The sequence below is a fragment of the Actinokineospora guangxiensis genome (assembly GCF_042657845.1).
GTDB lineage: Bacteria > Actinomycetota > Actinomycetes > Mycobacteriales > Pseudonocardiaceae > Actinokineospora > Actinokineospora guangxiensis.
Map to the genome: position 1 here is coordinate 80,310 of NZ_JBHSKF010000014.1, position 14,244 is coordinate 94,553.

The window sequence follows — 14,244 nt, forward strand, 5'->3', positions numbered from 1 at the left end:
GGTCACCGCGGTCTACTTCCGGACCGGGATGGACTGGCGCTCCAACTCTGTGATCGTCTTCTGCTGGGCCGTCGTCAACGCGTCGGTGAGTGTGCCAGTTCCGCCGAGGGCCGTGCCGAAGCCATCTCGGATGTGACCGTAGGTCTGTTCCATGGCAGGTCCCCATGCGAAGTCCTGGCTCACCTGAGTGGAGGACTCGGCGAAGATGTCGTAGTACTGCTGCCCGCCGAAGAAGGTCGACAGCTTCCCGGAGGGCGTCAACGTGGCGGCCGCCTCTTTGGCGGCGGGGTAGATGCCGCCCTCGCTGGTGAGGATGGCCAAGGACTCGGGGGAGGAGTTCAGCCACAGCGCGAACTTCGCCGCTTCGGCCGGGTGTTCGGTCCCCGCGAGCACGGCCGTGGTCGATCCGCCCCAGTTGCCCGACTTCGCCTCGCCCGCTGTCCACTGCGGCATTGGCGCGACGGCCCACTTGCCCTTGGTCGACGGCGCCGCCGACTCAAGGGTTCCCGCTCCCCACGCCGCGCTGACCCATGTGGCGACGGTTCCGGATTCCAGGGCCTTGTTCCACGACTCGGAGAAGCCCTGCAGGTTGGCCACGAGGTCATCGTCGACGAGGCCTTGCCAGTAATCGGCGACCTTGCGGGCGTTCGGGTCGGCGAGGTTCACCGTCCAGGCGTCGCCGTCGAGGGCGAACCACTGACCACCCGCCTGCCAGACGAGGCCGGCGAACCAGTTGACGTCCTTCTGCGGGAAGTGCGTGATGGAGACCTTCGGGTCGGCCGCTTTGAGCTTGCGCGCCGCGTCCGCGTACTCCTCCCACGTCTTCGGCACCGCGATGTCGTACCTCTCGAAGAGGTCCTTGCGGTAGAACAGCGCGAGCGGTCCGGTGTCCTGGGGAACGGCGAACACCCCGTCGCCCTGGAAGCTGGCCTGGCCCCACGTCCAGTCGACGAAGGTCGGCGCGGCCTCGGCGACGCCGGGGCAGGCGGCGATGTCGCGCAGGCCCTGCTGGACACGGAAACCGGGCAGGTTGTCGAACTCGACCTGCCCGAGGTCGGGCGCCTCACCCGCCTTCAGGGCGGTGAACATCTTGCCGTAGGTGCCCTGGTTGCCCTGCGGCGTGATCTCCACGCGCACCTGGATGTCGGGGTTGCCCGCATTCCAGGCGGCGACGGCCTTGTCGATCCCGGGCAGCCAGCTCCAGAAGGTCAGTTCGACCGGGCCTTGGGCGGGCGCGCAGTCAGCCGCGGCACCAGGCGCGGCGGTGTCCGAGCCGCAGGAGGTCGCGGTGAGCGCGACCGTGAGCGCGGCGGCCGTGATGTACCGGGAGCGGTGTGCGGAGCGCTTCATTGCGGTTCCTGTCATCAGCGGGGGGAGGGGTCAACCGAGATCGGGTTCCGGCCGCAGGACGATGGCGGCGGCGGTGGTCGTGTGCAGTTCGAGTACCGCGACGGTGTTCGACCCAGCGGTGAGCACCGGGCCGGGCAGGTAGAGCCTCCGCTGGGGGCCGCGGTCCCAGTACCTGCCCAGGCAGAAGCCGTTGACCCACACCACGCCCTTGGTCCAGCCCCCGGTGTCGACGAATGAATCCGCCGGGGACTCCACGGTGAAGGCGCCTTGGTGCAGGACGGGCCCGCGGCCGGCTTTCAGCACAGGGCCTGCGGGCAGGTCGGGCAGAGCGCTCCAGTCCATGGGAATCGCGAGCAGGTCCGTCACTGGCCTGCCGTCGACCAGGATGTCGCCGAGGACGCCCTTGCGGTCGACGAGGTGCTCGCCGTAGTTGACCCGCCCGAGGTTCTCCACGATCAGCTCGACGGTCGCCGTCGCGCCGGGGACAACCAACTCGGCGTCGTAGATGCCGTGCTCGCGGTCGAGAACGGCGACCTCCACGCCGTCCACGAGCACCTGCGCGCGGTCGCTGACGCCGGGAACGTCCAGGTGTCGCCTGCCTGGACCCGCCACTGTGAACTCATAGGACACGAAGCCGTAGTCCTGACCCAGTTCCTCCATCGGTGCGGGCGCGGTGAGCGGGACCGCTTTGCCCAGCGCGGGTCGGATCTGCGCCCAGCCCATCGCGGGGGTCATCGGGACGGTCGTCTCCGGGAGGAGGGGCGGCAGCGCGGGGGGCGGACCCGTCGTGCGGCCGGTGTGCTCGGCGATCACGTCCCGGTACAGGGCGAACTTGGCCGTGGGCGTGCCGTGCTCGCTGAGCGGGGCGTCGTAGTCGTAGGAGGTGATCGTCGGCTGGTACCGGCCGTCGTGGTTCGCGCCGTTGGAGAAGCCGAAGTTGGTGCCACCGCAGAACATGTAGAAGTTGACCGAGGCGCCCGCGGCGAGCATGTGCGCGAGGTCAGCGGCCGCGTCGGCGGGGTCGCGGCGGTGGTGGGCTTCGCCCCAGTGGTCGAACCAGCCGTTCCAGAACTCGGTGCACATCAGCGGACCGGTCGGCTGGTGCGCGCGGAGCAGCTCCAGGGCCGCCCGCGCCCCGGTGTCGAAGTTGATCGTGCGCAGCGCGGCCGGGTGCCCTCCCCTTGCCTGCATGCCGGCGTCCGCCTGGTCGCTGGTGATCAGCGGGACGGTCACGCCGCGCTCCCGCATGGCGGTGTGCAGCCAGTCGAGGTACTCGGGGTCCTCGCGCCCCACGGCGCCGAACTCGTTCTCCACCTGCATGGCGATGATCGGGCCGCCGTGGTCGTGCTGCAGCGGGACCAGCCGGGGCAGCACCTGGTCGAACCAGCGAGCCACGGGGCCGAGGAAGTGGGGGTCGGTGGAGCGGACCGCGATGTCCTCGCGCAGCAGCCATGAGGGCAGTCCGCCGAAGTCGATCTCGGCGCAAGCGTAGGGCCCCGGTCGGGCGATGACGCGCAACCCGGCATCGGCGGCCGTCCGCAGGTATCCGACCACGTCCTGGGCGCCGGTGAAGCGGAACTCGCCGGGCGCGGGTTCGTGGATCGCCCACGGCAAGTAGGTCTCGACGGTGTTCAGCCCGAGGTGGGCGGCCCAGTCCAGCCGCGCCCGCCACTGCTCGGGCACCACCCGGAAGTAGTTCATGCTGCCGGACAGGATCTGGAACGGTTCGCCATCGAGCGCGAACTGGTCGCCGATCACTTCGAACACCATGCACCACCTGGCCGTGAAGGTTCCCGTGAACGTTCACGGGACCCTAGGCTCGCGGTGCTGGAGCCGTCAAGGGCGAGTTCAGGCCGAGGTCATGCCGAGGTCCGCCGAACCAGGCGGACCGGCATGCTGATGCGGATCGGAGCCGCTGCCCCGCCCTTCCCGTCCGGGCGCAGGTCGTCGAGCGTGCGCACCAGGAGGACGCCGTGCTCGTGCTTGTCGGAATGGATCGTCGTCAGCGGCGGGTCGGCGTACTGGCTGAACTCCAGGTCGTCGAAGCCGATCACGGCGCACCCACCGGGCACGGCGACCCCCAACTCGCGGAGCGCGCGCACCGCGCCCAGTGCCATCAGGTCGTTGAACCCGAAGACGGCGGTCGTGCCGGGCCGCTCGGCCAGCAGCGCACGGGTCGCGGCGGCTCCGCCCGCGAGGTCGGGGGAACCGACCACCACCGACGCGCTCGCGTCGAGGCCATGGCGGGCCATCGCCTCGACGAAGGCGTCGCGGCGCTCGTCGACCGCCAGGCCCACGCCGCTGTCGAGCATGCCGATCTCGCGGTGACCGCCGCTCACCAGGTAATCCACCGCGGTCTCGGTGCCGCCGACGAAGTCCGCGCTGACCACCGACAGCGCGGGGTTGGTGAGCCTGCGGTCGGCCACGACCAGGGGCAGGGACGCCGCGAACCCGGCGAGTTCCTCCTCCGGTAGTGCGTAGAAGAAGCCGACCGCGCCTTGCGCGCCCCGGTCGACGAGGTCGACCAGCGCGGCGGCCTCCCGATCCCGATCGGCGTCGGTGTTGTAGATGACCACGTTCCACCCCCGCTCACGCGCGGCGTCGAACACACCCCGGGCCACCGACGGGTAGAAGGGGTTGGCGATGTCGGAGACCACCAGGCCGACCACGTCGGATCGCCGGGTCTTCATGCCCCGGGCGAACATGTTCGGCCGGTAGCCGAGCGCCGCGACGGCGTCCATGACCCGGGCCCGGGTGCCGGGGCTGATCTCACCGAGGTCGTTGAGCGCCCGGGAGACCGTCTGCCGGGACACCCCCGCAGCCTTGGCCACGTCCTCGATGGTCGCGCGCGTGGCAGGACGTGTCCCGTCGTCACCCACGCGTTCCCCCTCGGACTGCCGTCACCGGCTCGTGAGCATAACCCGGCACCGGAGTGGACGACGCTCGTGCGGAGCCTCGGGGATCGTGGAGTTCTTCTGTCCGCGGGGCGCGTCGCGGCGAATCCCTCGGCCAAGGCGGCGACCACCGACAGAACGGGAGAGGTGCAGTCCGACGAGGAGCTGTGCCCAGGCTCGCCGGTGAGGGTGTTGATGTCCCAGGTGCCTGCGTTGCAGGGGCCCGTACCGCGCGCGCCGCTCCTCACCCGAGCCGAACTCACGCGATCGACGGGTAGCGCTCCTCGTCGCGGGCGAGCTGCGCGACTGTCAGCGCGGTGCTCAGCGCGACTATGCCGCAGGTGCTCGTCGGGTCCAGCCCGGTCAGAGTGCGGATCTTGTCCAGCCGGTAGGTCAGCGTCCGACGGGCGATGAACAGCTCGGCCGCGGTCCGGGTCCGGTCCAGGTCGTTGCGGTACAGGGCGAGCAGGGAGTCGACCAGGTCCGGGTGACCGTGCAGCGGGTCGAGCACCCGGGCGAGGCGGGCCTGGGCTCGGGGTGCGCTCAGCACCCCGTCGAGGACAAGCACGTCCTCGGCGGTGTAGAAGGGTTTCCTGCTCAGGGTGTGCGCGGCCGCGAGCGAGCACGTCCTGGATGCTTCGGCGTAGGCGCGCGGGACGTCGGCGCGGTGGGCCGCCACGGCCACTCCGATGGCGCGTGCCCGACCGGGCAGGTCCAGTGCCGCGGTCACCTCGTCCACCCGACCCAGCAGCGTGCCCACGTCCTCGTCGTGGGCCGCTGGCACGAGGAGCACCTGGTCTTCGCCCCGGCGGGTGGCCAAGCAGCCGTGTGGCAGCAATCGGGGTGGCCACTGGGTGCGTGCTCCGCCCGAGGACACGCACACCGCCAATCGCGAGGGCGCCGACTGGTGCAGCGAGGCCGCGACGGTGTCGACCTCATCGCCCGTCAGCAGGGCGTCCGCCAAGAGCCTGCGCTCCATCGCCAGGCGTTGAGCGGGGTCAACCCGGGACGCGTAGGTGCGCACCGCCTGGTCGAACAGCGCGCCGGAGTTCTCGGCCATCCACGCCGACAGCGCGGTCATCTGGCCGTACTCCTCCGGCTCGGTGCGCGCCCAGTACAGACTTGCCGCCGCTGCGACGCACAGCCTGCCGCAGGTGAGGAGGTCCGTCAGCGGGAGGCCGCCGTCGGCGAGGCCTGCGTAGAAGGCCCCGTAGGGCTCCAGGTCGGAGGCTTGGTAGGGCTTCTGCTCAGCCGAGCGCTCCAGCCGTATCCGGTTCGCCAAGACCAGATGCTCGTGGAAGCGGGCGAGTGGGATGGGGGACGCTATCCCGCGCCGTTCGGCTTCCGCCGTGCTCTTCGCGAGCACTTCGTCCACGATCGCCGGAACCTGCGAACGGAGCTTGGTGTAGAGCGACCTGTCGACTCCCGCGGTTCTGATCTCTTGGTGCGCTGACGGCATCGTCGATCAGCTCGCTTTCACCCCTGGAGCCATCCGGGTGCCTGCGGACCCGCGATGGGCGGCCGCCCATCGCGACCTCTCCCTCACTCTGCGCGAGAGGTGTCCGGTGTCGCGGACCGCTCGTCCGCACTTGGTGTGCATACGCACACCAGGACTGTGCACTTGCTTCCCCGGACCCGGTGGGTGAACGGCTGGTTTCGTCCACATGAGATCCCGGGGCTCGTTGCTCCACGGCGTCTTCCCCAGCACCAAGTTGTGCGCCGCCTCGGCGAGGGTGCTTGCCTGGACGGCTGCGCGCTGTTCGCGAATCGGCGGTGCGGGCCGGTGACGGCGAGATCGGGACGCTCCGCGCAGCGGGCCGATCTGGGGCGCCCTGCTGCGAAGGTGGTGCGTCCGACTGAGAACCGGTGCGGAAGGGCGGGGTCAGATGCCGAACAGGCTGCCGACCACCCGGTCCCACGCCTTGCCCGGAACCGCGGCCCGCACGGTGATGAGGCCGCGGGCGGCCGGGGTGACGACGTAGCGGCTCTTCGGTCGTCGGGCGGTGAGGGCGTGCTCGACGGCTTTGGCCACCGCGTCCGGGCCCGCGGTCATCAAGCGGTTGCCGTAGGAACGGCCCATCGCCGCTTCGACCTTCGCCGTGGTCGCGGCGTACGCCGAACCGGCGGGGGTGGCTGCGGTCATGGTGTCCGCCGCCGTTTCGCCGAACCTGGTGGTGATCAGGCCGGGCTCGACGATCGAGACCCGGACGCCGAAGGGCTTGACCTCGAAGCGCAGCGCGTCGGACAACGCTTCGACCGCGTGTTTTGACGCGTGGTAGTAGCCGCCGAAAGGGAAGGTGAGCCGACCGCCCATGGAAGAGAGGTTGACGATCCGCCCTTGGCCCGCCTCGCGCATCGAGGGGAGGGCGAGCTGGATCAACCGGGCGGCGCCGAACACGTTGGTTTCGAACTGCGCGCGCATCGCTTGCAGGGGAACGTCTTCGACCGCGCCGTAGGCGCCGTAGCCCGCGTTGTTGACCACCGCGCCGACGCGGCCGTGCTGCGTGATCATGTCTTCGACCACGCCCTTCATGGACACCTCGTCGGTGATGTCGAGCTCGCGCACGGTCGCTCCCGCCGTGGCGAGTTCGGCCAGCGCGGACGCGCGGCGCGCGGTGGCGTAGACGGTGTGCCCGGATCGCACCAGGCGCAGGGCGGTCGCGTGGCCGATGCCGGACGAACACCCGGTGATCAATACCGGGCCCAGAGCGGACATGGGTGCTCCTTCAGACGACGGGTGAGCAGGTGGTGGGCGCTACTGGCGGGACAGGCCGAGCGTGCTCGCCTCGACCAGCACGTGGAGCAGGTGTCGCGCTCGCGCGGCGTCCTCCAGGTCCCGCTCCAGGCCCTGGACGGCGCGGACCAGCGCCGCCGCCAAGTCCGCGCACCGCTGCGGCTCGGCGCCGCCGCTCCTCAGCGCCGCGGCGGTGAGTCGTTCGATCTCTTCGGTGTAGGACGAGGAGTCCTCCCGGGCCACGCGGGCGTAGTGCGCCAGCAGTTCCACGGCGTGCTCGGACCGTTCGGCCAGGCCCAACGTCAGGCCGAGCTTGGCCTCCAGCACCGCCATGGCGCGCGCCGCGGGCTCGGCGTGCCCGTCGGCCGCGCTCCGGGCCCGCTCCAGCGAGTCCGCCAGCAGGGCCGCGCCGACCGCGCGCAGGACCTCTTCCTTGTTCCGAACCCGCAGGTACAGCGCGGGGCGCGACATCCCTGCCCGTTCGGCGATGTCGGCCATCGTCGTGCGCGTGAACCCGTGGCGGGTGAACGCGTCGAACCCCGCCGCGAGCACCACGTCACCGGCGACGGCCTCTCGAACTGACATGATGACAATCTATGACCCAGATGTCAGTGTGTCAACGGGCGGGTGGGGCGTTCGGCCAGCAGGGCGCGGAGGTCGGCGCTCCAGTCGGCACCGCCCACCACTCCGCTGCCGCTGATCGACCCGCTGTCGATCACGTAGTAGAAGGGTGTGCGCCGCTTCGGGTTGTAGGTGCCCGCGAGGGGGGAGTCCGCGTCGGCGACGAGCGACTGGTCCGGGACGTCGTTGGCCGCGGCGTAGGCGGAGATCTCGGCACGGGAGTCGTGGGCGTCGTCGAAGAACACCGGGAGCACCAGCACGCCGGAGTTCGCCAGGACTTGCCGGACCTGCAGGACCCTGGGCAGTTGGCGGTCGCACGAGGCGCAGCCGGGCGAGAGGAAGACCAGGACCACGGCCGTGCGCCGGTGGTCGTCGATGGCGAAAGTGCCGCCGTCGAGCGTGGCGGCGGTGAAGGACGGTGCACGCCGCCCGCGGGGGAGCACCGTCCCGGCCGCACCGAGTTCGGGCAGCACCACCGCCAACCCGCAGGCCGCCAACCCCGCCGCGACCGCGATCACGGGGTGCGCCGGATCTCCGGGAAACCCGGCCAGGGACCAGCCCGCGATCGCGGCGACCACCAAGACGGCATTGCGCGCCAAGTGGCGTCCGGACACAGGTTCCCGGCCGGGGCCGAAGCAGTGGCACACCGTCGCCCTGCCCCGCATCGCCACCACCAGACCGCCGCTGAACAGCACGGTCAACACCGCCGCCGACAGATAGGCGACCCGGACGCCCACCGCCAACCCCGCCGCCGTGACCAGCTCACCGACCACTACCGCCACCACCGCGACGGAGCGCACGCGGATGGGGAAACCGATCAGTCCCAGGTAGCGGGCGAACCCGCGCGGGTCGCGTGCCTTCCCGAGCGCCGAGGCCGTGAAGACAGCGGCCAGCAGCACTCGGCAGAACAGCTCCACGTCGGCCATCACGCCTCCTCCCACCACTGTGCGGCGGCAGGCCGGTCCGGTGCGGGGGGCAGGCAGCGGTGCCACGCCGCGGTGCCTCCCGCCGCCACCAATCCGACCGTCACGGCCTCATCCTGCCTCGGGCGCAGGTCGGGTTCGGCGTCCCCGATCAAGCGCCACGCCTGCTCGTCCTCGCCGTCGGTCAGCTCCGCCACGGCCAGCCCCAGCTCGCGGGCTTCCGACCTGGTGATGTCGTGGTCGTGGCTGTGGTACCCGGACACCAGGCGCTCGGCCAGCCGGGAGCGAGCGCCTGCATCGGGCACCTGCCGCGCGGCGAGGTCCTCGGCGATGGACAGCACGTGCCGCTCGGCGCGCAGCAGCGCCCCCAGGGTCCCGGGGAACACCCGCTGGCCCAGCAGCGCGAAGGCGCGCTCCGCGGCGTCGGTCAGGTCGAACCAGTCGGCTGCGGCCTGCGCCAGCGCGCGCACGTCCGCCGTCGACACCTGAGCCGGGCCCTGGCTCCCGTCCAGCCGGGCGAGGTGTGGGTCGAGCGGTCCCAGGCTCGCTGCGGGGCCGAGCGCCAGGCGGTCGGCGGCCAAGCACAGCAGGGTGCCTGCCGACCGCGCACGGTCCACGACGACGGCCGTCACGTCGTCGGCGTGTTCACGCACGAGCAGCGCGATCCGCCGCGCCGCGTCGACGTGACCGCCGAAGGTCTGCACGATCAGGTCCACCGCGGGCACCCGGCCCAACGCTCGCAGGCGCCGGGCCAACACGCCGACGACGCCCTGGTCAAGGGAGTGGACCGCGACGACCACCGCGGGCCTGCCGCGCAGACGCTCCCACTCGGCGATGGCGCCGGTCGAGAGCGCACCGCCCCGATCCCGGGTCACGACAGCCCAACCCCTTCCGCCCGCACCTGCCGGTATGGCGCGGAGTGGAGGTCGAAGAGCGCGCGGTACCGGCCCGCGCACCGCATGAGGTCGTCGTGGGTGCCGCGCTCGGCGATCCGACCGCCGTCGAGCAGCACCACTTCATCGGCTTGGCGGACAGTGGTCATCCGGTGGCTGATGAACACGGTGGACCGTGAGCCGCAACGAGCGGCCAGGACTGTCTGGAAGAAGTGGCGCTCGCTCTCGGCGTCGAGCGCGGAGGACGGTTCGTCCAGCAACAGGATCGGGCTGTCGCGCAGCAACCCGCGGGTGACGGCCAGCAGTTGGCGCTGACCACCTGACAGCTCGTGGCCACCCGCGAACGAGCGGCCCAGCAGCGTGTCATACCCCGAGGGCAGACGGGCCACCACCTTCTCGTGCAGCCCGCTGCGCAGCGCGGCGGCCACCACCGCATCGTCCCCGGCGTCCACGTCGCCGACCGCGATGTTCTCCCGGATGGTCAGGTCGAACACGGCGAAGTCCTGGAACACCCCGCTGAGCCTGCGCCGCACCGCGGCCGGGTCCAGCTCGGCGAGGTCGACGCCGTCGAGCAGGACCTGTCCCTCGGTCGGTCTGTACAGGCCGGTCATCAGCTTGACCAAGGTGCTCTTCCCCGCACCGTTGTGCCCCACCACCGCGGTCGTCCGGCCCGGTGCGATGACCAGGTCCACCGCGCTCACCGCGGGTGAGGCGGCGCCGGGGTAGGTGAACCCGACACCGCGCAGCTCCAGCACCGGCCGCTCGCCGACCCGCGCGCAGCCCGGTCGGGGAGCCTCCACCAGCGGCTCCCTGGCCAGCAGTGACAGCACGTCCCCCGCGTGCAGGCCGCCCCGGTACACCAGCACGGCCACCTGCGCCAGGTTCCCCGAGCTGTCGTGCAGCTGCCTGACCGCCTGGGTGAACAGCGTCCATTGAGCGATGGTGATGTCCCCGCGAAGCGCCTCCACCACGGCCAACCCGATCAGGGCGGGCTGGGCGAGCGCGAGGCCGCACTCCAGCACCGCGGCCCTCGCGGAGCGGCGAACCACCAGGGTTCGTTGCTCCCGCTGCAGGTCGACCACGATGCCGCGCAACTTGCCCAGCAGCAGGTCGCCGAGCCCGAACAGGCGGATCTCCTTGGCCGCGGCGCGGTCGGTGAGGAGGGAGGCCAGGTACTCGGCGCGTCGCTGGCGAGGGGTCTGCTGCTGGTCCAGCTGGTAGGAGGTGCGCTGGACGCGGCCCTGCACCGCCAGCGACGCCGCGGCCACGGTCACCGTCAGCGGCATCACCCACCAGTGCCAGCCCAGCAGGACCCAGGCCAGTGACGTGGAGGTCACCGCCAAGCTGATGCCGGCCGACAGCTGTTGCACCACCAACGCCGACCGGGCCGACGCCTCGCGGGCCCTGCGCATCTCGTCGTGCAGCTCCGGGGTCTCGAACGCCGCCAGGTCCAACCGGGCGGCCTGCGCGGCGACCAGCACCGCGATGTGATTGGCCGCGCGTGTCTCGAAGAGCTCCCGGAGCCCGACCGCGGCCTGGTCGAGCACCGCCGCGACCGCCTCGACCACAAGGAGCACCACCAGCGGCCAGAGCACCGAGGTTCCCGGTCGCTCACCCGTCGCGGCCGCGACCAGCAGTTCCACGAGTTCGGCCGCGACCAGGATCTCCACGACCGGGACCAGTCCGCGCAGGACCGTCACCACCGTCAGCGCCGTGCACAGCCCCGGCGCGGCCGCGACGATGAGGCGCAGCACCCTGAGCGGTCGCGATCGCCGCTCACCCATGCGCGCCGCGCATGAGCCTGCTGACCACCGCGTCGGTGATGCGCAACTCGGGGGCGCGCTGCTCGACGTGCAGGAACTGGCCCACGGGGTTGTTCTCCAAGAAGACGTGGTCGCCCTCGGGCGTCTCGACCATGTCCAGCGCGCCGAACTCCAAGCCGTAACCGCGGACGAAGCGCACGCACCGCTCGGCGACCTCGTCGGGCAGCGTCGCCGCCGCGTACCGCACGGGCAGGTCGAAGCGCCTGCAGTCCACCCGGGTGGCGGCGAGCTCCTGGGAGTGGATCTCGGCGGTGTACACCTCCTCGCCGACGACCGTCACCCGCAGGTCCACCCGTTTGGGCACCTGTTGCTGCACGAGCACGGGGGAGTGGCGCAGCAGGTCGGCGCGGGCCAGGACCTCGGGCGTCACCAGGGTCGTGCTCAACCCGACGTGCGGGATGTCGCGGCCGGGATCGGCCGCGGCGGCTGCCTGGGCGCTCGCGCCGCCGGTGAACGTCTTGACCACGACCGCTCCCGCGCACTCGTCGTAGAAGCGCCGCAGCTCGTCGGGATCGGTGGTCACCAGGGTCTTCGGCACGGCGAAGCCCGCGGCGCCTGCGCGGCTGAGCTGCTCGACCTTCCACGACGCGGCCTCGATGTCCCCCGGCCTGCTCATCCAGAGGCAGGGCATCGAACTCCACAGCCCGAGGACCGCGTCGCGCGTCTCCGCCGTCGCGAACGCCGCTTCCCACGGCAGCAGCCTCGGCGACGGCCCCCACTTGCTCGGCCTGCGCACCCAGACCGACCGCACCCGCTCCGGCTCGACCCGGCGCCCACCGAGCCGCAGGGCGACCTCGCCGCTCCAGCCCGAGCCCCCGAGCCGCAACCGGAAGTCCGCTTCCCCAGGCAGTTCCTCGGTGTTCACCCGCACCACGTCGGCGCCTGCCGCCGTGAGCCTGCTGACGACCACATCGGAGTGGGTGTCCCGCTGGGAAGTGAAGACGATGATCATCGTGTCCGTCCTCGGGAAGGGGCGGTGCGGCGGGCGTGGGCCCGCCGCACCGCGCCGCGTCAGCACCGGGTCCAGTAGTCCCCGATGGTGGTGAGGTTGTAGGGGTAGAAGTTCGTCACCGTGCACGGCACGGCCGACACGGCCGCACCGCCCACCCAGGTCTGGCTGGCGGGTTCGTAGGCGCCGGTGTCCGGTGAGGTGACGGCCAGCTCCTCGGGGCTCAGCTCCCGGGCGGTGGCGAAGGCGAACAGGTTCGACACGGGATTCCTCCTCGGCTCCGCGATCAGCACTGGGTCCAGTAGTCGCCGCGGGTGATGGTGGTGTACGGGTAGAAGTTGGTGAACGAGCACGGGCCCGCGGTGACCGCCGAGCCGCCCACCCACGTCTGGGTGGTCGGGTCGTAGGCGCCCGCGACCTGAGCACCGGACTCGGGGGCGGTGGCCGCCAGCTCCTCGGGGCTCAGCTGCCGGGCCGTGGCGAAGGGGAACAGGTTCGTCATGGCGCTCCCAGGATCTCGTCGTTGAGGCCGTCGGCCGACAGCCCTGACCCTGACCTTGGATTCGTCGCGGGGAAGGAAGAACACACCTTCGGGCAATCCTCGCGGGTGATCTTTGCGCACCTGGGCAACGGTGGGTTCTGGGCGCGACGCCCTCCGAGCGTGCCGAGCACCGGCGTGTATGGCACCCGGCAGGACCGCGTATGGCACATGCCAGACGACAGGGTCCTCCGTCACGTTCAACAATGCGGTCGTGCCAAGGATTGACATGACCGGCAGCCCGACCGCTCCGGTGCGGGCAGCGGTGTCCGCGCACGTCACCCGGCTCAGCGGAGTCCGCGGGCGGGTGCTGGAGTTGATCGCTTCCGGCCGGAGTTCGAAGGAGATCTGCCGAGAGCTGTTCCTCTCCAGGACGGCTCTCGACTACCACGTCATGTCACTGCGTGGTGCGCTCCGCGCCTCCAACCGGGCATCGATCGTGGCTCGCGCCTACCACGAAGGCCTTCTCGTCGTCGGGGTGTGGCCACCCGAGCTGACGGCGGCGTGAGCCCCGACCCTCCCCTCCCGACGACCCGACGACTCGACGAGGTGGCAATGCTCACCGGGACGAAGTTTCCGACCGACCTCTCGCTGCGCGGATCGTGGCGGGACCACCTCGACCCCGATCACCTGCGGTCGCGGTTGCAGGTGGCGAAGGCTGTGCTGGTCACCGACACGGGGATCGATGACCCGGTGGCCTTCGCCGAGCTCGCCGAGCTGGTCATCGGGCCGTTGACCGCTGACCTCGGCGAGCACCCGAGGGCGTCGGGGGGAACGGACGGCGTGTTCTCTCCGGTCGAGTTCGACCGGACTCAGAAGCTCCTGTGGCACAACGAGAACTCCTTCGACCGGCAACCCCCGGGCGCCATCGCCTTCGGGTGCCTGGTTCCGGCTGAGCAGGGTGGCGAGACCCCGGTGGTCCTCGGCTCCGACGTCTACGCCGACCTGCCCGACGACCTGGTCGAGCGCTTCACGCGCCACGGCGTGCGCTACGTCCGTCGCTTCCACCCCGGTCTCGGCCGGTCCTGGCCGCAGATCTTCGGCACGGACGACCGTGATCGAGTAGCCGCGATCTGCGCCGACCAGGACATCGACCTGACCTGGGACGGCGACGTCCCGCAGACCTCGGCCACCCGGCCTGCCGCGCACTTCGACGCCTCCCGCGGTGTCTGGTCGTGGGTCAACCAGGCGCAGCACTGGCACCCCAGCTGCCTGCCCACGCCGGTGCGGCAGTCGATGCGCACGCTCTTCGGGGACTCTCCGCCGAGGGACTGCACGTTCGGAGACGGCAGCCCCATCAGCGACGCCACGATGTCCACGATCCTGCGGTCCTACGCCCGGCACGAGCGCGCGACGCCGTGGCGGCCGGGTGACGTGCTGATCGTCGACAACCTCAACGTGGCCCATGCCCGCAACCCGTACTCCGGGCCCCGCGAGCTGCTCGTGGCCATGGGGCCGAAAGCCACTGTGAACGACCGGCCGGCGGCCCGCTGATGGCGACCGACGTGGGACCTGACCG

14 protein-coding genes are annotated in these 14,244 nt (G+C 71.3%); 2 read left to right on the plus strand and 12 right to left on the minus strand.

All coding sequences use genetic code 11. The features are described from left to right. Positions 1–12: 12 nt before the first annotated feature. From ACFPM7_RS23585 to ACFPM7_RS23640, 12 genes are all read right to left on the minus strand, one after another. Positions 13–1,350 carry an extracellular solute-binding protein gene (locus tag ACFPM7_RS23585; protein ID WP_378249916.1) on the minus strand — a complete coding sequence of 446 codons (1,338 nt, stop codon included), beginning with the start codon at positions 1,348–1,350 and terminating at the stop codon, positions 13–15. Positions 1,351–1,380: 30 nt separating this feature from the next. Beyond that, positions 1,381–3,120: a beta-galactosidase gene (locus ACFPM7_RS23590; protein WP_378249917.1), complete on the minus strand. Its 1,740-nt coding sequence runs from the start codon at positions 3,118–3,120 to the stop codon at positions 1,381–1,383. Positions 3,121–3,209: 89 nt separating this feature from the next. Beyond that, positions 3,210–4,181, minus strand: a complete 972-nt coding sequence (locus ACFPM7_RS23595) for a LacI family DNA-binding transcriptional regulator (RefSeq protein ID WP_378249918.1) — start codon at positions 4,179–4,181, stop codon at positions 3,210–3,212. Between the two features lie 322 nt (positions 4,182–4,503). Beyond that, positions 4,504–5,619, minus strand: a complete 1,116-nt coding sequence (locus ACFPM7_RS23600) for a PucR family transcriptional regulator (protein ID WP_378249919.1) — start codon at positions 5,617–5,619, stop codon at positions 4,504–4,506. 507 nt (positions 5,620–6,126) lie between these two features. Beyond that, a complete protein-coding gene (locus ACFPM7_RS23605; protein ID WP_378249920.1) occupies positions 6,127–6,960 on the minus strand; it encodes an oxidoreductase in 834 nt (277 codons plus the stop codon). A gap of 39 nt (positions 6,961–6,999) precedes the next feature. Beyond that, positions 7,000–7,563: a TetR/AcrR family transcriptional regulator gene (locus tag ACFPM7_RS23610; RefSeq protein WP_378249921.1), complete on the minus strand. Its 564-nt coding sequence runs from the start codon at positions 7,561–7,563 to the stop codon at positions 7,000–7,002. Positions 7,564–7,586: 23 nt separating this feature from the next. After that, positions 7,587–8,525 (minus strand): peroxiredoxin family protein, encoded by a 939-nt coding sequence (locus ACFPM7_RS23615; RefSeq protein WP_378249922.1) that lies wholly within the window; start codon positions 8,523–8,525, stop codon positions 7,587–7,589. Next, positions 8,525–9,397 carry an SDH family Clp fold serine proteinase gene (locus ACFPM7_RS23620; RefSeq protein WP_378249923.1) on the minus strand — a complete coding sequence of 291 codons (873 nt, stop codon included), beginning with the start codon at positions 9,395–9,397 and terminating at the stop codon, positions 8,525–8,527. Before ACFPM7_RS23620 ends, ACFPM7_RS23615 begins: the two co-directional genes overlap by 1 nt. Further along, a complete protein-coding gene (locus ACFPM7_RS23625; protein WP_378249924.1) occupies positions 9,394–11,199 on the minus strand; it encodes an ABC transporter ATP-binding protein in 1,806 nt (601 codons plus the stop codon). Before ACFPM7_RS23625 ends, ACFPM7_RS23620 begins: the two co-directional genes overlap by 4 nt. Further along, complete coding sequence (locus ACFPM7_RS23630) at positions 11,192–12,190, minus strand: MvdC/MvdD family ATP grasp protein (RefSeq protein WP_378249925.1); 999 nt, start codon at positions 12,188–12,190, stop codon at positions 11,192–11,194. The genes ACFPM7_RS23625 and ACFPM7_RS23630 overlap by 8 nt, the downstream gene beginning before the upstream one ends. A 59-nt stretch (positions 12,191–12,249) precedes the next feature. Further along, positions 12,250–12,450: a hypothetical protein gene (locus ACFPM7_RS23635; RefSeq protein WP_378249926.1), complete on the minus strand. Its 201-nt coding sequence runs from the start codon at positions 12,448–12,450 to the stop codon at positions 12,250–12,252. Positions 12,451–12,473: 23 nt separating this feature from the next. Further along, entirely contained in the window at positions 12,474–12,689 is a 216-nt protein-coding gene (locus ACFPM7_RS23640) for a hypothetical protein (protein WP_378249927.1), read from the minus strand. Between the two features lie 265 nt (positions 12,690–12,954). On the opposite strand from ACFPM7_RS23640, the gene ACFPM7_RS23645 reads away from it, so the two are divergent. Further along, the gene (locus tag ACFPM7_RS23645; RefSeq protein WP_378249928.1) at positions 12,955–13,233 is read left to right on the plus strand and encodes a LuxR C-terminal-related transcriptional regulator; all 279 of its coding nucleotides are present in this window, start codon (positions 12,955–12,957) and stop codon (positions 13,231–13,233) included. A 47-nt stretch (positions 13,234–13,280) separates the two neighbouring features. Continuing rightward, positions 13,281–14,219 (plus strand): TauD/TfdA family dioxygenase, encoded by a 939-nt coding sequence (locus tag ACFPM7_RS23650; protein ID WP_378249929.1) that lies wholly within the window; start codon positions 13,281–13,283, stop codon positions 14,217–14,219. Positions 14,220–14,244 lie beyond the last annotated feature (25 nt).

What these genes read in the sequence shown, in the direction of transcription:
- ACFPM7_RS23640 (WP_378249927.1), bottom strand. Translation starts at nt 12,689, where the DNA reads ATGACGAACCTGTTCCCCTTCGCCACGGCCCGGCAGCTGAGCCCCGAG.
- ACFPM7_RS23590 (WP_378249917.1), bottom strand. Translation starts at nt 3,120, where the DNA reads ATGGTGTTCGAAGTGATCGGCGACCAGTTCGCGCTCGATGGCGAACCG.
- ACFPM7_RS23610 (WP_378249921.1), bottom strand. Translation starts at nt 7,563, where the DNA reads ATGTCAGTTCGAGAGGCCGTCGCCGGTGACGTGGTGCTCGCGGCGGGG.
- ACFPM7_RS23625 (WP_378249924.1), bottom strand. Translation starts at nt 11,199, where the DNA reads ATGGGTGAGCGGCGATCGCGACCGCTCAGGGTGCTGCGCCTCATCGTC.
- ACFPM7_RS23615 (WP_378249922.1), bottom strand. Translation starts at nt 8,525, where the DNA reads ATGGCCGACGTGGAGCTGTTCTGCCGAGTGCTGCTGGCCGCTGTCTTC.
- ACFPM7_RS23650 (WP_378249929.1), top strand. Translation starts at nt 13,281, where the DNA reads ATGCTCACCGGGACGAAGTTTCCGACCGACCTCTCGCTGCGCGGATCG.
- ACFPM7_RS23585 (WP_378249916.1), bottom strand. Translation starts at nt 1,350, where the DNA reads ATGAAGCGCTCCGCACACCGCTCCCGGTACATCACGGCCGCCGCGCTC.
- ACFPM7_RS23645 (WP_378249928.1), top strand. Translation starts at nt 12,955, where the DNA reads ATGACCGGCAGCCCGACCGCTCCGGTGCGGGCAGCGGTGTCCGCGCAC.
- ACFPM7_RS23630 (WP_378249925.1), bottom strand. Translation starts at nt 12,190, where the DNA reads ATGATCATCGTCTTCACTTCCCAGCGGGACACCCACTCCGATGTGGTC.
- ACFPM7_RS23605 (WP_378249920.1), bottom strand. Translation starts at nt 6,960, where the DNA reads ATGTCCGCTCTGGGCCCGGTATTGATCACCGGGTGTTCGTCCGGCATC.